Here is a 20,089-nt window from a genome sequence, read left to right as displayed (position 1 = left end):
GGGCGCAGACTCAGGATCTTTCTGGAGGCGCCTAAATGTCCGTGGTCGAACCCGGAGTTGTTTCGTCCGATCTCGTAGGCCGCGTGAAGCGGCTTCTACTTTCTCCATCCGCCGAGTGGGAGCGGATCGACCCGGAACCCGCCACCATCAAGGGGCTCTACGTCGGATACGTCTGCATCCTGGCGGCTATTCCGGCGGTCGCGGGCCTGGTGGGCAGCCTGGTCTTCGGCAACGGGATCCCGGGCCTCGCCGTCATCAAGCCCGCGCCGATCCCGGCCATCATCGGCACGGTCGTGGCCTATGGCCTGTCGCTGCTGTCGGTGTTCCTGCTGGCGCTGATCATCGACGCCCTGGCGCCGTCCTTCGACGGCCAGAAGAACAGGCTCCAGGCCTTCAAGGTCGCCGCCTATTCCAACACCGCCGGCTGGGTGGCCGGGATCTTCAGCATCTTCCCGGCGCTGGGGATCATCGGCGGCCTGCTGGGGCTCTATGGCCTCTACCTGCTCTATACCGGCCTGCCGCGGCTGATGAAGTCGTCCAAGGAGAAGTCGCTCGGCTACACCGCCGTGACGGTGGTCTGCGCCATCGCGCTGTTCTTCGCCGTGGCCCTGGTCACCAGCACGATCGCGGGCGCGGTCGCGCTCGGCAGCTATGCGGCCAGTTCCAAGGTCTCCGGCGACGGCGGCTCGCTGACGGTCGGCGGCAACACGGTCGACCTCGGCAAGATGCAGGCCGCCTCCAAGCAGCTGGAAGCCGCCGCCGCTTCGGCCGAAGCCGGCAAGGGCAAGCCGCTGACTTCGACCGACGTGCTCAAGGGCTTCCTGCCGGCCTCGTCGGGCGGCTTCGCGCGCACCACGCTCGAGGCCCACTCGGCCGGCGCCGGCGGCGCGGGCATGGCCTCGGCCCAGGGCGACTACGAGAAGGACGGCCGCCGCTTCAGCCTGGCCGTCACCGATCTGGGCGCGCTGGCGGGGCTGACGGCCATGGCCTCGGCCATGAACGCCCAGACCTCGACCGAAACCGCCACCGGCTACGAGAAGACCAGCACCACCGGCGGCCGCCTGGTCTCCGAAAAGTGGGACCGCGAGGCCAAGTCCGGCAGCTACAGCGTCGTCGTGGGCAACCGCTTCACGATCGAGGCCAATGGCGAGGCCGACAGCGTCGACGACCTCAAGAAGGCCGTGGCGTCGGTCGATGCGGGCCGGCTGGAAGGCCTGGCGAAGTAGTGAAAAAGGGCGGGGCCTGTCAGGCCTCGCCCAGCACCACGCGGCGGGCGCGGCCGGTCAGGCGCACCAGCAGCTCGTAGCTGGTCGTGCCCGCCGCGGCGGCCGCGTCGTCCACCGGCAGGTTGGGGCCGAACAGCTCGACCATCGCGCCGGGGCGGGCGGCGTCGCAGTCGGTGATCTCCACGGCGATCAGGTCCATCGACACGCGGCCCAGGATCCGCCGGCGCGCGCCGTCGAACCACACCTGGCCGGTCGGGCTGGTCGAGCGCAGCACGCCGTCGGCATAGCCGCAGGCCAGGATCGCCACGCGGGTGGTCTCATCGGCCGTGAAGGCCGCTCCGTAGCCGATCGACTCGCCGCGCGGCACCACCCGTACCTGCAGGATCGGCGCTTCGAGCGTCGCCACGGCCTTGATCCGGTCGTCGGCCACGTCGCGCGGCCCGCCGCCATAGAGGCTGATCCCCGGCCGGCACTGGTCGAAGCGATAGGCCTCGCCCAGGAAGATCCCCGCCGAATTGGCCAGGCTCCGGCGGGCGTTGGGGAACAGGGCGGCCGCGTCGGTGAAGCGGGTCAGCTGGCGGCCGTTGAGCGGATGCTCCGGCTCGCCGCCGCAGGCCAGGTGGCTGATCACCAGCGAGACGTTCAGATGCTTCAGCCGGTCCATTGAGGCCGTCAGCACGGCGGCCTCCTCGTGGCGTAGACCCAGGCGGTTCATGCCGGTGTCGATGTGGATCGCCGCTTCCAGCGTTCCCTTGCCGGCCTGGCTGTTCCAGGCCTCGACCTGCGGCAGGCTGTTGAGCACCGGGATCAGCCCGGCCTGCACCAGCGTGGGGCCCGAGCCCGGCGTCGCCCCGTCCAGCACGTGGATCGCCGCCTCGCGCTCGCCTAGCGCCTTGCGCAGGGCCACGCCTTCCGACAGCCGGGCGACATAGAAGGCGCGCGCGCCTTCGTCCCACAGGCGGCGGGCGACCAGGCCCGCGCCCAGGCCGTAGCCGTCGGCCTTCACCGCCGGCGCGAGCTCGGTCCCGCCGGCCTGCGCCTTGAGGGTCGCGTAGTTGGCCGCCAGGGCGTCCAGGTCGAGGGTCAGGCGAGCTTCGGTCACGGCTGCGGAGGTAGCCGACCCGCGTCGCCAAGGCCAGTGCAGATCCTGTGGAGATGCGTCCCGGCGCGCGCCCGGATCACCGGGTGGAGAGGAACTGCGTCACCAGGGCCTCGACGCCGCTGGCGACGATCTGCACGCCGATGCACATCAGCAGGAACGCCATCAGCCGCGACATCACCCGCGCGCCGTTGACGCCCAGCAGGGCCAGAACCCGGTCCGAGGCGCGGTAGAACGCCCAGACCATCAGGGCGATGACGGCGACGGCCAGGCTGGCACCCAGGAAGAACGGGGCCACGGAATGGCCCTCGGCTGGGCGCTGGGAGGAGAGGGCGATGGCCACCGAGATCGCGCCGGGGCCGGTCGTGAACGGCATGGTCAGCGGGAAGAAGGCCATGTCCTCGGCCCGGCCCTTGGCGGGCGAGGCGGCCTGGTCGGCCTTGCGCTCCTCGTGCTCCTCGGGCGTCATCAAGAGCGCCCAGGCGCGGATCGCCACGACGAGGCCGCCGGCCACCCGCAGCGCCCCCAGACTGACCCCGAAGAAGTTCAGCACGTAGCCGCCCAGCAGCAGCGAGCCCAGCAGGATGCAGAAGGCGTAGAGCGCGATGGTCGGCGCCAGGCGCCGGCGCGTCTCGGCCGGATGGTCGGCCAGCATCTGGTGGAAGATCAGCGCCGCCCCGACCGGATTGACGATCGAGAACAGGGCCGGAAAGGCCAGCAGGAACGCCCCGACGAAGGTCGTGACGGGCAGGGGGCTGAAGTCCATCGAGCGAGGCCTCTTCCTGAATCGCGCGCCGAGCCTGGCCCGGCGCGCGTCCGGAAGGAAACGCTATTCGTCGCTGCCCGACCGCATCTGGTGGAAATAGTGGTCGCGCGACAGATTGCCGAAGCGGGTGGTGTCGCTGTTGAACGACAGGCGCACCGTGCCGATGGGACCGTGACGCTGCTTGGCGATGATCACCTCGGCCAGGCCTTGCAGCTTGTCCATTTCCTCTTGCCAGGTCAGGTGCTCGGGCGTGCCCTCGCGCGGCTCGGCCCGGCCGACATAGTAGCTTTCACGGAACACGAACCACACCATGTCGGCGTCCTGCTCGATCGAGCCGGATTCACGAAGGTCCGACAGCTGCGGCCGCTTGTCCTCGCGGCTTTCGACCTGACGCGACAGCTGCGACAGGGCGATGACCGGACAGGCCAGTTCCTTGGCCAGGGCCTTGAGGCCCATGGTGATCTGCGAGACTTCCTGCACGCGGCTGGCGTTGGACCCCAGGTCCGAGCCGGTGACCAGCTGGAGGTAGTCGACGACGACGAGGTCGAGGCCGACCTGGCGCTTCAGGCGTCGCGCCCGGGCGGTCAGCTTGGCGATGGAGATACCACCGGTGGCGTCGATATAGAGCGGCGCTTCCTGCAGCTCCATGGCCGCGTCGCGCACCCGGCCGAACTCCGAAGCGTCGATCTCGCCCTTGCGGAGCTTGTCGCCCGACACGCCCGAGGCGTCGGCCAGCATACGCAGGGCCAGCTGCTCGGCGCTCATTTCCAGCGAGTAGAAGGCCACCACCCCGCCGCTGACGGTCTTGCGGCTGCCGTCCGGCTGGGGCTCCCAGGCGTATTTCTTGGCGACGTTGAAGGCGATGTTGGTCGCCAGCGCGGTCTTGCCCATCGACGGGCGGCCGGCCAGCACGATCAAGTCGGAAGGGTGCAGGCCGCCGATCTTCTGGTCGAGGTCGATCAGGTCCGAGGCCAGGCCCGACATGCCGCCGTCGCGCTGGAAGGCCTCGGCGGTCATCTCGACGGCGCCGCGCAGGGCGTCGCCGAAGCTGACGAAGCCGGAGCTGGCCGTGCCGCTTTCGGCCAGGGTGTAGAGCTGCTGTTCGGCGGACTCGATCTGGTCGCGGGCCGGACGCTTTTCGTCGCCATGACCGTGGGCGGCCGCGGCGATCTCGCCGCCGATGCGGATCAGGTCGCGGCGCAGGGCCAGGTCGAACACCGCCCGGGCGTAGTCGCCGACATTGGCGGCCGGCGGGGCGCGGTCCACCAGGTCGGCCAGGTAGCGGATGCCGCCCAGCTCCTGGAACGCCGTGTCGTGCTTGAACTCGTCGGCCAGCAGGATCGGCTCGGCCAGCTGGCCCTTGCGGATGTGGGTCTCGATCGAGCTGAACAGCCGCTGGTGGAAGGGCTCGTAGAAGTGGCGCCCCTGCAGGCTGTCGGTCAGCCGCTCATAGGCCGAGTTGTCGTAGAGCAGCACGCCCAGCAGCGCCTGTTCGGCTTCCAGGTTGTGCGGGGCGACGGCGATAACGGGGGAGTCCTGCGTCGGAGGACGCAGATCAAGAGCGGGTACGAGCGACATCGTCATAAGTTAACGCGAACGCCGTCCGGACGCTTGGAAGAGCATGATGAACGGCGAAGATGAATGGGGATGTTCTGTGTATATCTCTGTTGAACGACAAAAGGGGACGCAGCGTCCGCCACGTCCCCCTCGCGCCTTACGTCAGGTCAGGTTTCACCAGTTGTAGCTGACCCGGGTGTAGAGGAACCGGCCGTTGAAGCCGAACGGCGAGTAGTTGGGGAAGCCGACCACGCCGCTGGTGCTGTTGACGGCCGCCGGGGTGCGGTTGGGATACTCGTCGAACAGGTTGTTGGCGCCGACGGCCCAGGTCAGGTTCTCGCCGAAGGCGCGGCGGGCTTCCAGATCGATCACCGCCTTGCGGCCGGTCCAGTAGTCGAGCGAGGCCGTGGCGTTGGGCTGCAGCACGGTGCCGTAGCCGGTCAGCTTCAGGGTCGCCCCCCAGGGGCCGTTGCTCCAGTCGCCGCTGGCGACGAACTTGGTGCGCGGCGTGCCCCGCTCGAAGGTCAGGACGTTGACCCGGCCGAACAGGGTCGGCGGGACCGGCAGCGACGACAGGGTGTTGGTCGTCGGCAGGCGGGTGACCTCGGTCTCGTTGTAGTTGCCCGCCAGGGTCAGGTCGAAGCGACCGGCTTCCTCGGCGTCCAGGCGGTAGCGCACCACCACGTCGACGCCCTTGGTGGTGGTGTCGACGCCGTTGATGAAGAAGCGCGCGGTGGTCACGCCGTAGGGCTGCAGCAGGGTGTAGATCGCCTGCTGGGTCGCCGTGCCGGTGGCGCTGCCCTGGATGTTCTCCGAGAGCACGATGCGGTTGTCGATGTCGATCTGGTAGGCGTCGACCGTCACTTCCAGCGGGCCGCGGCGATAGACGAGGCCCAGCGAGTAGTTGGTGCTCTCTTCAGGCTCCAGGGCCTTGGCGCCCAGCACCTGCGACACGGCGCTGGTGGCCGGGAACGTGCCGACTTCCGTCGCCACGCCGCTGATGATGTTGGTCGAGGTGGCGGTGAAGTACTGCTGCTGCAGGGCCGGGGCGCGGAAGCCGGTCGACACCGCGCCGCGCAGGGCGAAGCTGTCGGTGAAGTCGTAGCGCGCGGCGATCTTGCCGGTCGTGGTCGAGCCGAAGTCGGAATAGTCCTCGAAGCGGGCGGCGACGTCGATGTCCAGCTTGTCGGTGATCTGGCTGTCGAGGTCGATATAGAGGCTGTAGTTGTCGCGGGTGACGTCGACTTCGTTGCTCGGACGGAAGCCCGGGAAGCCCTGCGCGCCGGCGGCCAGGTTGTTGTAGCCGCCGTTGGCCCACGAGGCGGTCTCGCCGGCCACGATCTCATAGCCTTCCTTGCGGTATTCCGCGCCGAACGCCAGGGTCGAGGGCTGGGCGAAGGCGGCGATCTCCAGCGGACGGGTGATGTCCAGCGAGGCCACCGTCTGCCGGTACTTCATCGAGCCGGCGTAGAACGAGGTCGGCGAGGTCGGGCCGTACGAGGCGTTCAGGCTGTCCTTCACGCCATAGTCGATGTCGTTCTCGCCATAGGTGACGCTGGCGTCGATCGTGTAGGCACCCAGCTCGCCCTTGGTTCCGAAGGCGAAGTTGTAGTCGTCGATGTCAGTGGTGATCTTCGGCAGGAAGCCGTTCGGATAGATCGAGGCGATGTTGTTGGCGTTGTTGGCCAGGCGCGGGAAGGCCGCGCTCTCGCCCTCGCGCTTCTGGTAGCCGGCCCAGCCGTAGAGGCTCCAGGTCTCGTTCAGCGGCAGGCCGGCGTTGGCGAAGATCGACTTGCTCTCGACCTCGGCGTCGCCGTAGCGGCCGGTCACGACGCCCGGGCTGAAGGCCGACGAGACGTCGCTGCGGTTGGTCGGGTTGCGCTTGGACCAGTCGCCGGTGAGCGTCAAAAAGCCGTCGTTGGGCAGGGTGAAGCCCTGCCAGATCGAAGCGGTGTAGGTGACGCCGTCGTGGGCCTTGCGGCCGTCGGTGTCGCGGGCGGTCTTCACCTCGGTGTCGTAGAGGCCGTAGCTGGCCGTCGCGCCGCCGCCGGTGCGGGCTTCGCGCAGGCGCAGGTTGACGACGCCGGCGATGGCGTCCGAGCCGTACTGGGCGGCGGCGCCTTCACGCAGGATCTCGACGCGGTCGAGGGCGGCGGTCGGGATGGTGTTGAGGTCGAAGGCGGCCGAGCCGCGGCCGACCGCGCCGTTGATGTTGACCAGGGCGGCGGCGTGGCCGCGCTTGCCGTTCAGCAGCACCAGGGTCTGGTCGGGGGCGAGGCCCCGCAGGGTGGCCGGACGCACCGAGTCGGTGCCGTCCACGGCCGACGGGCGCGGGAAGTTCAGCGACGGCGCCAGGGTCGACAGCGCCTGGGCCAGTTCGGTCGAACCCTGGCGGGTCAGGGCCTTGCTGTCGACCACGTCGACCGGCGAGACCGTGTCGAGGCGCGAGCGGCCGGCGGTGCGGGTGCCGGTGACGACCAGTTCCTCGACCGTGGTCTGGTCGGCGGCTTCCTGGGCGTGGGCGGAGGCGGCGAAGGCGGACACCGAAGCGGCGGCCAGCAGAATGGATTTGATACGCATGAGATAACCCCTCTCGAACTCTGTCGGGCGGGGTCGCATGGATGCGGCTCTTGTATCCGACAGGTGGCTAGACGGACACGAACTTGGTTGACCGGGGCGCAGCTTACAATCTGAGCAATTCTAGCTGTTGGCGCAGAAAAAAACGGCGCGGATTGCTCCGCGCCGTTTTCATCAGTCTGCGAATGACCTGACGGATCAGGCTTCGTAGTGGTCGCCTTCGTGCGAACCGGCGCCACCTTCCAGCATGTCCTGGGCGGCTTCGGCGTCGGCGGCGCGATCTTCTTCGAATTGCGAGGCGATGACGTTTTCGCCGCGCGCTTGGCGATCGGCTTCGTCTTGGCTGCGCGCGATGTTGAGGGTGACCGTGACGGTCACATCGGCGTGCAGCTTCACCTTCACTTCGTGGACGCCCAGCGTCTTGATCGGCTTGTCCAGCACGATCATCGAGCGGTCGACCTTGCCGCCTTCGGCCTTGATGGCGTCGGCGACGTCGCGGCCCGCGACCGAACCGTACAGCTGGCCGCTTTCGCCAGCTTGACGGATCAGGACGTACTGCGTGCCGTCCAGCGACTCACCGGACTTGCCGGCGGCTTCGCGGTTGCGGACGTTGCGGGCTTCGATCTCGGCGCGTTGCGCTTCGAAAGCCTTCAGGTTGTTCGAGTTGGCGCGGAGAGCCTTCTGGCGCGGCAGCAGGAAGTTACGGGCGTAGCCGTCCTTCACCGTCACCACGTCGCCCAGGACGCCCTTGCCTTCGACTCGTTCGAGCAGGATCACTTTCATCGTGGCGTCTCCCTTACTTCACGACGTAGGGGAGCAGAGCCAGGAAGCGGGCGCGCTTGATGGCCTTGGCCAGTTCGCGTTGCTTCTTGGCCGACACCGCGGTGATGCGCGACGGCACGATCTTGCCGCGTTCGGAAACGTAACGCTGCAGCAGCTTCACGTCCTTGTAGTCGATCTTCGGCGCGTTGGCGCCCGAGAACGGGCAAACCTTGCGGCGACGGAAGAACGGGCGGCGGGCGCCGCCGGCGGCGGCGGCCGGAGCCGCGGCTTCGGGAGCAGTCGTATCGGTCATGATCTATTTCTCCCTTACGCTTGCGGTGCGAAGTCTTCGCGCGGACGCTCGGAACGCTCAGGGCGGTCCGAACGCTCGGGGCGATCGCTGCGCTCACGGTCGCGACGGGCCAGAACCGGCGACAGTTCCAGGTCCAGCTCTTCCACGCGGATGGTCAGGAAACGCAGCACGTCTTCGTTGATCGACAGCTGGCGCTCCAGTTCCTTCACCGCCGGCGCCGGGGCGTCGATGGCGAGCAGGGAGTAGTGGCCCTTGCGGTTCTTCTTGATGCGATAGGTGAGGTTACGCAGACCCCAGTATTCGATCTTGGCGATGTGACCACCACCTTCTTCGATCAGGGTCTTGATTTGCTCGTTGAGAGCTTCGGCCTGTTGCGGCGAGATGTCCTGCCGCGCGATGACCACGTGTTCGTAGAACGACATGTTTTCCTTCTTCCGTTGAGGAAGGCGGCGTGGTCGGCGACGGAAGTCCGACGGCCACGATGGATCCTGTGCGACGAGCGGGAAAATCCCGGCCCAATGAAGGGTTCGCGCAAGACCGCCTTCCGTGAGAGCGCGCGCTATTACAGGAAACAGGGCCGGGAGGCAAGGCGAGGATCGGGTCCAGGCCCGGTAGAGGCCCGATGGAGGCCCAGCGGAGGCCTTATACTATGGCGCCCGAAATGCGTGCGCCGCGGCGCGGGTCTGTGTCCTTCCGAAACCTTCGTGTCGATTTCGACCTCGAAACAGGCTTTCGTCGCGGAAGTCAGCTTGCCGTTAACACCTTCGGTGGCTAGGGAAGAGGCATGCGGGGCAGCATCCTCAAGAGCCTGATCGTCGGCGGCGCTTTTGCGCTCATGATGTCGGCCGCCCCGACGCTCGCCCAGGCCCTGCTGAAGAAGCCCGACCTGTCGGTGTCGTCCAACGACGGCCGCTTCACGGGCTATTCGGCCGCCCTGCCGATGGACCTGTCGACCGACGCCGAGCGCGTCGACTTCACGGCCAAGGTGGCGGGCAATATCGAGCAGCCCACCTACGACGTGAACCTGAACCTGACGGCCAAGGCCGAGCAGGGCCCCAGCCCGCACGCCATGGCCCTGGGCGCCTCGCTCAACAAGCGCGAGGCCGGCTTCCGCTCGTCGATGTCGCGCCTGTTCGGCTTCGGCGACCTGCCCAAGTCGAACTATGTCAGCCTGTCGGTCGACATGAACGCCACGCGCTCGATGATCGTCCCGGCCGCCATCCCGCTGGCCCGCGCCAACCTGCGCTCGGCTCTGACGCTGGACGGCCGCCAGGTCGTCGCCATCGGCTTCGGCGGCGGCACCATGGGCGACGAGGGCGTCGACTTCAGCCTGATCCGCCCGTTCGACATCCCGGCCGAGTTCTCGGTCAGCGTCCGCGCGGAGGACGAACGCGTCCAGGACGGCCGCTTCATGGTCAAGCTGGTCAAGGCCAACTGGTAGCCTCCGGCGCAGCCGCGCCGCTTTCCTGACAATCCGCCGACGCCGACCCGCGCCGCTGTCCGACCATCGGGCGCCGCGCAGGGCGGGTTTGCGCGCAGGCTCGCGCCTTTCCCTCCTGAACGCTCCACCAGAGGGGGAGCGGAAATGCGAAAATCGGTTCTATGCGGCGCGGCCGCGGTCAGCGCGATCCTGGCCGGGGTCACGCCGGCCTTGGCCCAGGAAAACCCGACCACGGTCGAGGACCTGGTCGTCACCGCCCAGCGGCGCGAGCAGAAGCTGCAGGACGCGCCCGTCGCCGTCAGCGCCTTCGGGGCCAAGGCGCTGGACCAGCTGCAGATCACCAAGGTCGAGACACTGGGCGCGGCCGTGCCCAGCCTCTACGTCTCGCAGATCAGCGCCTCGCCCTCGACGATCCAGGTCGCCCTGCGCGGCGCGCTGGACCAGACCGGCGGCATGATCACCTCCGAGCCGCCCGTCGGGATCTATGTCGACGACGTCTACCAGGCCCGCCTGTCGGTCGCGAACCTCGACCTGGCCGACGTTACCCGCGTTGAGGTCCTGCGCGGACCGCAGGGCACGCTCTACGGCCGCAACTCGATGACCGGCGCCCTGAAATATGTCACCCGCCAGCCTGGCGACGCGGCCGGCGGCTCGCTGGAGGCCTCGTGGGGCGACTACGGCCTGCAGCGCTACAAGGCCAGCGCCGGCGGGGCGATCACCGACCATGTCGGCGCCACGGCCTCGGCCCTGTTCTCCGAACGCGACGGCTGGCAGCAGAACACCGCCCTCAAGAAGAAGGTCGGCGCCCGTCGCGACGCCGGGGTCCGCCTGGCGCTGGGCCTGATCGACACCGGCCCGTTCAGCGCCACGGTCTCGGCCGCCTACGCCCGCACCGACACCGACGGCCAGCACTTCTCGCCGCTCGACCCGGTCACGCTGAAGCCCCTGGCCGGCGGCGACTTCGGCTCGACCCGCTCGCCGCTGAACACCGACACCAAGACCGAGCAGAAGAGTCTGGCCCTCCACCTCGGCTACGACCTGGGCGCGGTGCAGCTGAAGTCGATCACCGCCTATCAGCGCCTCGACGACCGCTGGACGCTCGACTTCTCAGGCGGCCTGGTGGCCGGCGCCGGCCTCGTCGCGGGCTTCCTGCGCGGCAGCCAGACCGAGCAGGAGCAGTCCAGCCAGGAGTTCCAGGCCCTGGGCGAGTCCTTCGAAGGCCGCCTGCAATGGATCGGCGGCCTGTTCTGGTTCAAGGAGACCGGCGGCCAGGTGCTGTCCGACACCATCGGCGCGGGCATCTACGGGTCCTACGCCGTGCCGCTGCTGCCGACGACCATCCACGCCTCCTCGGAAAGCGTCGCCGCCTACGGCCAGCTTGAATGGCGCTTCACCGACCGCCTGAAGGGCTCGGCCGGCCTGCGCTGGACCAAGGACGAAAAGACCATCGCCGGCACGATCCAGAACGGCCTGGCCGCCTATCCGGCCAGCCTGACCAGCCGCTCGAACGAAGGCGAGTGGAAGGTCTGGACCCCGAAGTTCAATCTTCAGTACGACGTCTCCGACGACGTCATGGTCTACGGCACGATCGCGCGGGGCTACCGCGCCGGCGGGTTCGTGGCCCTGTCGATCGCCGAGCCTTCGATCTTCACCAAGGCCTACGACCCCGAAACCGTCTGGTCCTACGAGGCCGGCGCCAAGATCGAGGCCTTCGAGCATCGCGCCCGCCTCAACCTGGCCGCCTATGTCGAGCAGCTTAAGGACCTGCAGCAGAACGTCATCAGCAACGGCTCGATCCTGACCCAGAACGCCGCCGAGGCCCGGATCGCCGGCCTGGAACTCGAGGCCGCCGCCACGCCGGTGAAGGGGCTGGACCTCTTCGCCTCTCTGGCCCTGACCGACGCCGAGTACGAGAAGCTCGACCCCTCCACCGCCGCCGCCCAGGCCGGGGCCAAGACCCTGCCGCTGGTCTCCAAGGTCCAGGCCCAGGTCGGCGGAACCTGGCGCATCGAGCCGGAGATGCTGAAGGGCGGGGCGCTGATCTTCTCGACCGACTACAGCCACCGCGGCCCGCGCTACGCCGAGGCGACCAATGCGCAGGCCGGCCGCATCGGCGCGGTCGACCGCGTCAACGCCGGCGTCGCCTGGGAATCGCCCTCGGCCGCCTGGCGGGTGTTCGTGCAGGGCCGCAACGTCCTCGACGCCAAGGACTACGTCTCGGGCGCGGTCTTCATCCCCGGCCTGATCGTCTACCGCCTGGCCGACGAACCGGCGATGTGGAGCGCCGGGGTGAAGGTGAAGTTCTAGACGGGGAGGGGGCCGCCTCTCACGAGGCGGCCCCGGCTTCGCCCCTACTTCTTCTTGTAGGCCTTCACCGCTTCCATGGTCTTGGTCACGTGGCCCTGGAAGTTGAAGTCGCTGTAGGCCAGCAGCACCTTGCCGTCGGGGGCGATGACATAGGAGGTGCGGTTGGACATGTTGTCCTTCAGCGGCAGCTTGACGTCGTAGTCCTTGATCAGGGCCGGGTTGGCGGCCGCCACCGCGAACTTGTCGCGGCAGTGCTCCTTCGAGAAGTCCTTGATCCGGTCGACATTGCCGCCGGTGACGCCGATGACGGTCGCGCCCAGCTTCTCGAACTCAGGGGTGGCCTCGGCGAACTCGTGGGCTTCGGCGGTGCAGCCCGAGGTGTAGGCGGCCGGGAAGAAGTAGAGCACCACGGGACCCTTCTTCAGGGCCTTGCTGAGCTTGAACTCGAAGTCCTTGCCCGCCAGCGCCGCCGGGGCGGTGAAGTCGGGGGCCTTGTCGCCGGGCTTCAGCGCCGCCAGGGCGGGGGCGGCGGCCAGCAGGCTGAAGGCGGCCAGCGAGGCGGCGAGGGTGAGGCGTTTCATCTTGGCGACTCCGATAGGGCGGGGGAGAGCATGGCGCGTTCAGATACGGAACGGCGAGCAATGTGGACGCGCCCCTGCGGAAAGCAAGCACAGGCAAAACATCGGTCCGGCTTGCCCAGGCCTTGTGTTTCCCCTAACCCTCCGCCCCCAAGACATTGAATTACAGAGGAGCGGGCCGCCATGAGCATCGCCTTCATCTTCCCGGGCCAGGGCAGCCAATCGGTCGGCATGGGCGTCGAGCTGGCGGAGGCCTTCGCGTCCGCCCGCGAAGTGTTCCAGGAAGTCGACGACGCCCTGGGCCAGAAACTCTCCCAGCTGATGCGCGAAGGTCCCGAGGGTGATCTCACCCTGACCGAGAACGCCCAGCCGGCTCTGATGGCCGTCAGCCTGGCCGTGACCCGCACCCTGGAGAAGGAGTTCGGGATCGGCATCGAGCGCGCCGCCTTCGTGGCCGGTCACAGCCTCGGCGAATACTCGGCCCTGGCCGCCGCCGGCGCCATCAGCCTGTCGGACACCGCCCGCCTGCTGAAGCTGCGCGGCCAGGCCATGCAGCGCGCCGTGCCGGTGGGCGAGGGCGCCATGGCCTCGCTGATCGGCCCCAAGACCGATCTGGCCCTGGCCGAAGCCGCCGCTGCGGCCGGCTCGGAAGTCGGCGTCTGTGTCGTGGCCAACGACAACAACAACGGCAACGTCGTGATCTCCGGCGCTAAGGCCGCGGTCGATCGGGCCATCGAGAAGGCCAAGGAACTGGGCGCCCGCGCCATTCCGCTGAACGTCTCGGCGCCGTTCCACTGCCCGCTGATGCAGCCGGCCGCCGACGAGATGGCCGCGGCGCTCGCCGCCACCACCATCCTGGCGCCGAAGGCCCCGCTGCTGGCCAACGTCACCGCCTCGCCGGTCCACGACCCGGACGTCATCCGCAAACTGCTGGTCGAGCAGGTCACTGGCCGCGTCCGCTGGCGCGAGAGCATGACCTGGCTGGCCGGCGAGGGCGGCGTCACCCGCTTCGCCGAGGCCGGCGCCGGCAAGGTGCTGTCGGGCATGGCCAAGCGCATCGCCCCGGACGCCGAGGCCACGCCGCTGAACACCCCGGCCGACCTCGAAGCCTTCGCCCAATCGCTCTGAACTCTTCGGGTTCCTCATCCTGAGCTTGTCGAAGGACGGGGAGCCCGCACTCCCAATCCCTCCGAACGGAGAAACCTCGAATGTTTGATCTGACCGGCAAGACCGCCCTCGTCACCGGCGCGACCGGCGGCATCGGCGGCGCCATCGCCCGGGCCCTGCACGGCCAGGGCGCCCATGTCGTGCTCTCGGGCACCCGCGAATCGGCCCTGACCGAGCTGAAGAACGAGCTGGGCGAGCGCGCCTCGTTCGTCGTGGCGAATCTGTCGGACGCCGAACAGGTCGACGGCCTGGTCGCCAAGGCCGAGGAAGCCGCCGGCGCTCCGCTCGACATCGTCATCGCCAACGCCGGCATCACCCGCGACGGCCTGATCGTGCGGATGAAGGACGAGGACTGGGAAACCGTCATCAAGGTCAATCTGGAAGGCTACTTCCGCCTGGCCCGCGCCGCCGCCAAGGGCATGATGAAGCGCCGCGCCGGCCGCATCATCGGCATCACCTCGGTCGTGGGCGTCACCGGCAACCCCGGCCAGACCAACTATGCGGCCTCCAAGGCCGGAATGATCGGGTTTTCCAAGGCCTTGGCCCAGGAGCTGGCCAGCCGCGGCGTGACCGTCAACTGCGTCGCCCCCGGCTTCATCGCCAGCCCGATGACCGAGGCCCTGAACGACGCCCAGAAGGCCGGCATCCTGTCGACCATTCCGGCCGGAAAGCTGGGCGAGGGGAGCGATATCGCCGCCGCCTGCGTTTACCTGGCCAGCGATCAGGGCGGTTACGTCACCGGTCAGACCTTGCACGTCAACGGCGGCATGGCCATGATCTAGGCGAACGCCGCCTTGGGCTTTAAATGGCCCCGCTTCTTCGCGGCTGACCCGCTGGTCACCCGAAAAGGAACGTGATAGGCGGTGACCCGACATCTCGCGGACGGTGAATAGTTTTCAAACCGGCCGCGGGACAAACAGATTTCAAAACGAGGGACTAACAGAATGTCCGACATTCTCGAGCGCGTGCGTAAGATCGTCATCGAACACCTGGATGCCGATCCCGAGAAGGTCACCGAGAAGGCTAGCTTCATCGACGACCTGGGCGCCGACAGCCTCGACAACGTTGAGCTGGTGATGGCGTTCGAAGAAGAATTCGACATCGAAATTCCGGACGACGCCGCCGAGCACATCCAGACGGTTGGCGACGCCGTGAAGTTCATCACGGAAAAGACCGGCGCCTAAGGGCGTCGGGTTCGTACCCTCGCGGGCGAACAGGACTATCAGCCGCCGCGCAGCACGGGCTCTTGCCATCGTGCGCGCGGCGGTTTTCGTATGTGGCCAAGATTCGCGCCGCAACCGGCCGGTAGGGGTTCGCCTTATCGTCCGAGAACGGTGCGTCGGAAGGTTGGGAGCAATCCATGCGTAGAGTCGTCGTCACCGGGCTGGGCCTGCTGACTCCTCTGGGCCAGGGCGTCGAAGTGTCCTGGAAGAACATCGTGGCTGGAAAGTCCGGCGCGGGTCGCATCACAGCTTTCGACCCGACCGACTATGCCTGTCAGGTCGCCTGCGAGGTGCCGCGGGTCGATGGTCGCGGCGGCGGCGGTCCGGACGTCGAGGGCTCGTTCGACCCCGACAAGACCATGAGCCCGCGCGACCAGAAGCGCGTCGACGACTTCATCCTCTACGGCATCGCCGCGGCGGACGAGGCCGTGAAGGATTCGGGCTGGGTTCCCGAGACCGACGAGCAGAAGTGGCGCACGGGCGTCATCCTGGGTTCGGGCATCGGCGGCCTGTCGACGATCGCCGACACCGCCCTGGAACTGGAAGCCAAGGGCCCGCGCCGCGTCAGCCCGTTCTTCATCTCCTCGGCCCTGATCAACCTGATCTCGGGCCAGGTCTCGATCAAGTACGGCTTCAAGGGCCCCAACCACGCCGTGGTGACGGCCTGCGCCACCGGCGCCCACGCCATCGGCGACGCCGCGCGCCTGATCAAGTACGGCGACGCCGACGTGATGATCGCCGGCGGCGCCGAAGCGGCCGTCTGCAAGCTCGGCATCGCCGGCTTCATCGCCTGCCGCGCCGTGGCCACCGCCTTCAACGAGACCCCGGAAAAGGCCTCGCGCCCCTACGACAAGGACCGTGACGGCTTCGTCATGGGCGAGGGCGCTGGGGTGGTCGTTCTCGAAGAGTACGAGCACGCCAAGGCGCGCGGCGCCAAGATCTACGCCGAAGTGGTCGGCTACGGCCTGTCGGGCGACGCCTACCACATCACCGCCCCGTCGGATGACGGCGAAGGCGGCGGTCGGGCCCTGGCGGCGGCGGTCAAGGACGCGGGCCTCCAGCCCTCGGACATCGACTACATCAACGCCCACGGCACCTCGACCATGGCCGACGGCCTGGAAGCCGGCGCCGTCGCCCGCTTCCTGGGCGATCACGCCAAGAACGTGGTGATGTCCTCGACCAAGTCGATGACCGGCCACCTTCTGGGCGCCGCCGGCGCCATCGAGTCGATCTTCTCGATCCTAGCCATCCGCGACCAGATCTGCCCGCCGACCATCAACCTCGACAATCCCGACGTCGACGTGCCGATGAACCTGGCGCCCAACAAGGCCGTGCCGAAGAAGATCGACGTGGCCGTGTCCAACAGCTTCGGCTTCGGCGGCACCAACGCCTCCGTCGTGTTCCGTAAAATCTCGTGAGCCAAGTCTCGTGAGCAAGCCGCCGCGTCCGCAGAAGAAGGCTCCGGCGTCCAAGCGGACGTCGAGCGCCCGCAAGCGGGAGACCGCGTCCCTGGGACGTCGCCTGGCCGCCATGGCCGGCGGCGGCCTGGTGGTCGCCGCGGTCGCGGCGCTGGTCGTCGTCGGCGGGGCGGTGTTCGTCTATGGCGGACCCGGCCCCAAGGCCAAGAACGGCGAATACACCTCGGTGGTCCTGCGCCGCGGCGCCAGCGTCTCCGAGATCGCCGGCGCGCTGGAAGCCGGCGGGGCGATCCGCTCGTCCTCGCTGTTCCTGACCGCCGCCCAGATCACCCGCGCGGCCCGCAAGCTGAAGGCCGGCGAGTACGAATTCCCCACCGGCGCCTCGCTGTCGACCGTGCTGGCCATGGTCCGCGACGGCAAGGTCGTGCGCCACCAGGTGACCATTCCCGAGGGCATGACCTCGGACATGGTCGTCGAGATCCTGCAGCGCTCCGACGTGCTGGTCGGCGACGTGCCGACCCCGCCGGAAGGCGCCGTCCTGCCCGAGACCTACCAGGTCGAGCGCGGCGAGGAGCGGGCCGCCGTCCTCCAGCGCATGATGGACGATCGCGACAAGGTGCTGAACGCCCTCTGGGCCGAGCGCGAGGCGGGCCTGCCGTTCCAGACCAAGGACGAGGCCGTCACCCTGGCCTCGATCGTCGAGAAGGAGACGGGCCTGGCCAGCGAGCGTCCGCGCGTCGCGGCCCTGTTCATCAACCGCCTGCGCCTGGGCATGCGGCTGGATACCGACCCGACCGTGATCTACGGCATCACCCGCGGCCGGCCCCTGGGCCGGGGCCTGCGCCGGTCGGAGCTGGATACGTTCACGCCCTACAACACCTACAAGATCCCCGGCCTGCCGCCGACGCCGATCGCCAATCCGGGCCGCGCGGCCCTGGCGGCCGTGCTGAACCCGCCCAAGACCGACGAGCTCTATTTCGTCGCCGACGGCACCGGCGGCCACGTCTTCGCCAAGACCTACGAAGAGCACGAGCGTAACGTGGCCCAGTGGCGCAAGATCGAGCGTCAGGCCAAGGCTGCAACGACGCCGCTGGCGGGAGGCTGATCGCATGGCGCTGTCGGGCATGACCGGGTTCGCGCGCGTCGAGGGCGCTCTGGGCGACTGGAGCTGGGCCGTCGAGACCCGCAGCGTCAACGGCCGCAACCTCGAGACCCGCTTTCGCGGCCCGCCGGGCTTCGAAGGCCTCGACCGCGCCGCCCGCGACGGGGCGCAGGCCCGCTTCCAACGCGGCCAGCTCACGGTCAACGTCCAGGCCCGCAAGGCCGAGGCCTCGGCGGCCCCGCAGGTCAATGTCGAGGTGCTGGAGCGCTACCTGAAGGCCGGCGGCCCCTATGTCGCCACCGGCATGGTCGCCAAGCCCACGCTCGACGGCATGCTGGCCCTGCGCGGCGTCATCGAGGTCCGCGAGGACGACGAGGACGCCGAGGCCCGCACCGCCCTGGAAGCCGCCATAGCCGCCAGCCTGGCCCAGGCGCTCGACGGCCTGAAGACCGCGCGCCAGGAGGAGGGCGCTTCGCTCGCCCCGGTGCTGGCCGGCCTCGTCGATCGCATCGAGACCCTCACCGGCCTGGCCGCCGCCGAGGCCGAGGGCCAGCCCTCGATCCTCAAGCAGCGCTTCGAGCGCCGCATGACCGAACTGCTCGGCGAAAGCGCTCCTCAGGACCGCATCGTCCAGGAAGCCGCCGCCCTGGCGGTCAAGGCCGACGTCCGCGAGGAGCTCGACCGCCTGGCCGGCCACGTCGCCGCCGCCCGCACCCTGCTGTCGAGCGACGGCGCCTCGGGCCGCCGCCTGGATTTCCTGTCCCAGGAATTCATGCGCGAGGCCAACACCCTCTGCAGCAAGTCGGCGCTGACCGCGCTGACCGCCCACGGCCTGGAACTCAAGGCCACGATCGAACAGTTTCGCGAACAGGTTCAGAATGTCGAATAACCCGGCCCAGAAGCACGGGGGCAAGCACCGCGGCCTCCTCCTGATGGTGGTGGCCCCCTCGGGCGTCGGCAAGACCTCGCTGACCCGTCGCTTGGTGGCCGACCACGGCGACCTGCACCTGTCGATCAGCGCCACCACCCGCGAGCCGCGTCCCGGCGAGCACGACGGCCGCGACTACCACTTCGTCTCCAAGGACAAGTTCCAGGAGATGATCGCCCAGGACGCCTTCTTCGAGTGGGCCGAGGTCTACGGCAACTACTACGGCAGCCCCAAGGCCCCGATCCTGGCCGCGCTCGACGAGGGCGAAAGCGTGCTGTTCGACATCGACTTCCAGGGCGCCATGAAGGTGCACGCCCAGGCCGGTCCCGACAGCGTGCTGGTCTACATCCTGCCGCCTTCGCTGGCCGAGATGAGCCGCCGCCTGCACGCCCGCAGCCAGGACAGCGAGGAAGTCATCGCGCGGCGCCTGTCGCGCGCCAAGGACGAGGTCGCCGCCTGGGAGAAGTTCGACTACGTCGTGCTCAACGACGACTTCGACAAGGCCTATGCGGACCTGGCCCACATCTACCACGCCGAACGCCAGAAGCGCTCGCGCAACCCCTGGATCGGGAACCTGGTCGGCGACCTGCTGGCGGAAGATATCTGAGGTCCTAGCCCCCTTCTCCGAGCATTCCCGCGCAGGCGGGGATCCAAGCCGAGCCGGCGGGCTTGCCCACGACCGCGCCTCATCCTGATCATCAGCTTGGGTCCCCGCCTTCGCGGGGATTAAGCGGTTGGGGGGAGTTTCAGCGGCGGACCAAGGGCTTCCCGGAAAGCAGGACCCGACTGGTCAGTAGTGAAAGCTGCCGCTCTCGCGCGGCTGGATCAGTTCCTTGGCCCGCATGACGATCTGGGCGGGCGTGAACGGCTTCATCATGTAGGTCGTGGCGCCGGCGCTCATGGCCTCGACCACGCGGTCCAGGCGCCGCTCGCCGGTCATGATCACCACTGGCACCTCGCGGCCCCAGTCGCTGACCCGCAGGCGGCGCAGCACCTCGATCCCGGTCTCGCCGGGCATCCGCACGTCCAGGAACACGATGGCCGGCTTGCGGTCGTGCACGTCGGTCAGCAGGCTCTGGGCGTCCTCGGCCGTCCGCACGTCGAACCCGCCGTCGGTCAGCGCGCCCGACACGAACTCCAGCATCAGGGTGTCGTCGTCGATCACCAGGGCCAGGGGACGGGTCGTCATGCGGGGCTCCGTACGCGATGCGTCATAACCAGACGCGAGACTGGTTCTTGGTCGCCGCGCGCACCCTTTGCAACAGGTCGTCGGCTGAAAACGGCTTGAGCACGTAGCCGACGGCGCCGGCCTCCATGGCGGCCTTGACGTTGGCGCCCGCGGCCGAGGCGGTGATCATGATCGCCGGCACGTCCTTGAGCCGCTTTTCCACCCGCAGCCGGCGCAGCAGGGTCAGGCCGTTGATCTCCGGCAGGCCGACATCGAGCAGCAGAAGGTGCGGCGGGCGGCGCACGGCCGCCGCCAGGGCGTCCTCGGCGTTGTGCGCCACCTCGACGGCGAAGCCCTCGGCCTCCAGGCGGAACCGGACGAATTCGGTCACCAGCTCGTCGTCGTCGACGACCTGGACCAGGTGCTGCTGCTCGGGCGAGGCCTGCATGCAGAGATT

20 protein-coding genes are annotated in these 20,089 nt (G+C 68.6%); 10 read left to right on the top strand and 10 right to left on the bottom strand.

What is annotated here, in order from left to right:
• The first annotated feature begins 35 nt into the window (after positions 1-35).
• Complete coding sequence (locus AC1RRS_RS12915; RefSeq protein WP_492855518.1) at positions 36-1,226, top strand: Yip1 family protein; 1,191 nt, start codon at positions 36-38, stop codon at positions 1,224-1,226.
• Between the two features lie 19 nt (positions 1,227-1,245).
• Here the strand turns inward: AC1RRS_RS12915 and alr are convergent, their stop codons facing one another.
• From alr to rpsF, 7 genes are all read right to left on the bottom strand, one after another.
• Entirely contained in the window at positions 1,246-2,328 is a 1,083-nt protein-coding gene (alr, locus tag AC1RRS_RS12910) for an alanine racemase (protein WP_492855517.1), read from the bottom strand.
• 76 nt (positions 2,329-2,404) lie between these two features.
• Positions 2,405-3,091 carry a MarC family protein gene (locus AC1RRS_RS12905; RefSeq protein WP_492855516.1) on the bottom strand — a complete coding sequence of 229 codons (687 nt, stop codon included), beginning with the start codon at positions 3,089-3,091 and terminating at the stop codon, positions 2,405-2,407.
• Positions 3,092-3,154: 63 nt separating this feature from the next.
• Positions 3,155-4,675 carry a replicative DNA helicase gene (locus tag AC1RRS_RS12900; protein WP_492855514.1) on the bottom strand — a complete coding sequence of 507 codons (1,521 nt, stop codon included), beginning with the start codon at positions 4,673-4,675 and terminating at the stop codon, positions 3,155-3,157.
• A gap of 147 nt (positions 4,676-4,822) precedes the next feature.
• Entirely contained in the window at positions 4,823-7,228 is a 2,406-nt protein-coding gene (locus AC1RRS_RS12895; protein WP_492855513.1) for a TonB-dependent receptor plug domain-containing protein, read from the bottom strand.
• A 195-nt stretch (positions 7,229-7,423) separates the two neighbouring features.
• Positions 7,424-8,008 (bottom strand): 50S ribosomal protein L9, encoded by a 585-nt coding sequence (gene rplI, locus AC1RRS_RS12890; protein ID WP_487288722.1) that lies wholly within the window; start codon positions 8,006-8,008, stop codon positions 7,424-7,426.
• Between the two features lie 13 nt (positions 8,009-8,021).
• Positions 8,022-8,300, bottom strand: coding sequence for a 30S ribosomal protein S18 (gene rpsR, locus AC1RRS_RS12885; RefSeq protein ID WP_058346420.1), 279 nt, complete (start codon positions 8,298-8,300; stop codon positions 8,022-8,024).
• 14 nt (positions 8,301-8,314) lie between these two features.
• Complete coding sequence (rpsF, locus tag AC1RRS_RS12880) at positions 8,315-8,722, bottom strand: 30S ribosomal protein S6 (protein WP_110117828.1); 408 nt, start codon at positions 8,720-8,722, stop codon at positions 8,315-8,317.
• Between the two features lie 362 nt (positions 8,723-9,084).
• Here rpsF and AC1RRS_RS12875 point away from each other — a divergent pair, with 362 nt between their 5' ends.
• On the top strand, positions 9,085-9,741 hold the full coding sequence (locus tag AC1RRS_RS12875; protein WP_492855512.1) for a hypothetical protein: 657 nt from the start codon (positions 9,085-9,087) through the stop codon (positions 9,739-9,741).
• Positions 9,742-9,885: 144 nt separating this feature from the next.
• A complete protein-coding gene (locus AC1RRS_RS12870; RefSeq protein WP_492855511.1) occupies positions 9,886-12,048 on the top strand; it encodes a TonB-dependent receptor in 2,163 nt (720 codons plus the stop codon).
• 44 nt (positions 12,049-12,092) lie between these two features.
• Here AC1RRS_RS12870 and AC1RRS_RS12865 read toward each other — a convergent pair whose 3' ends face one another.
• A complete protein-coding gene (locus AC1RRS_RS12865; protein WP_492855510.1) occupies positions 12,093-12,629 on the bottom strand; it encodes a peroxiredoxin in 537 nt (178 codons plus the stop codon).
• Positions 12,630-12,809: 180 nt separating this feature from the next.
• On the opposite strand from AC1RRS_RS12865, the gene fabD reads away from it, so the two are divergent.
• From fabD to gmk, 7 genes are all read left to right on the top strand, one after another.
• The gene (fabD, locus tag AC1RRS_RS12860; protein WP_492855509.1) at positions 12,810-13,754 is read left to right on the top strand and encodes an ACP S-malonyltransferase; all 945 of its coding nucleotides are present in this window, start codon (positions 12,810-12,812) and stop codon (positions 13,752-13,754) included.
• Between the two features lie 80 nt (positions 13,755-13,834).
• Entirely contained in the window at positions 13,835-14,575 is a 741-nt protein-coding gene (gene fabG / locus AC1RRS_RS12855) for a 3-oxoacyl-[acyl-carrier-protein] reductase (RefSeq protein WP_492855507.1), read from the top strand.
• 162 nt (positions 14,576-14,737) lie between these two features.
• On the top strand, positions 14,738-14,977 hold the full coding sequence (locus AC1RRS_RS12850) for an acyl carrier protein (RefSeq protein ID WP_007672577.1): 240 nt from the start codon (positions 14,738-14,740) through the stop codon (positions 14,975-14,977).
• A 176-nt stretch (positions 14,978-15,153) separates the two neighbouring features.
• Positions 15,154-16,434, top strand: a complete 1,281-nt coding sequence (fabF, locus tag AC1RRS_RS12845; RefSeq protein WP_492855506.1) for a beta-ketoacyl-ACP synthase II — start codon at positions 15,154-15,156, stop codon at positions 16,432-16,434.
• Positions 16,435-16,444: 10 nt separating this feature from the next.
• Positions 16,445-17,539 (top strand): endolytic transglycosylase MltG, encoded by a 1,095-nt coding sequence (gene mltG / locus AC1RRS_RS12840; RefSeq protein WP_492855505.1) that lies wholly within the window; start codon positions 16,445-16,447, stop codon positions 17,537-17,539.
• Positions 17,540-17,543: 4 nt separating this feature from the next.
• Positions 17,544-18,425 carry a YicC/YloC family endoribonuclease gene (locus AC1RRS_RS12835; protein ID WP_492855503.1) on the top strand — a complete coding sequence of 294 codons (882 nt, stop codon included), beginning with the start codon at positions 17,544-17,546 and terminating at the stop codon, positions 18,423-18,425.
• Positions 18,415-19,071, top strand: a complete 657-nt coding sequence (gene gmk / locus AC1RRS_RS12830; RefSeq protein WP_487288709.1) for a guanylate kinase — start codon at positions 18,415-18,417, stop codon at positions 19,069-19,071. The genes AC1RRS_RS12835 and gmk overlap by 11 nt, the downstream gene beginning before the upstream one ends.
• 183 nt (positions 19,072-19,254) lie before the next feature.
• Here gmk and AC1RRS_RS12825 read toward each other — a convergent pair whose 3' ends face one another.
• Positions 19,255-19,653 carry a response regulator gene (locus AC1RRS_RS12825; protein WP_492855502.1) on the bottom strand — a complete coding sequence of 133 codons (399 nt, stop codon included), beginning with the start codon at positions 19,651-19,653 and terminating at the stop codon, positions 19,255-19,257.
• A gap of 22 nt (positions 19,654-19,675) precedes the next feature.
• Positions 19,676-20,080 carry a response regulator transcription factor gene (locus AC1RRS_RS12820; RefSeq protein WP_492855501.1) on the bottom strand — a complete coding sequence of 135 codons (405 nt, stop codon included), beginning with the start codon at positions 20,078-20,080 and terminating at the stop codon, positions 19,676-19,678.
• Positions 20,081-20,089: the final 9 nt, after the last annotated feature.

Source organism: Caulobacter sp. GW821-FHT12A07, assembly GCF_058807655.1.
The sequence above is the reverse complement of the archived record's forward strand: the minus strand, read 5'-3'. Positions and strand labels throughout refer to the sequence as shown.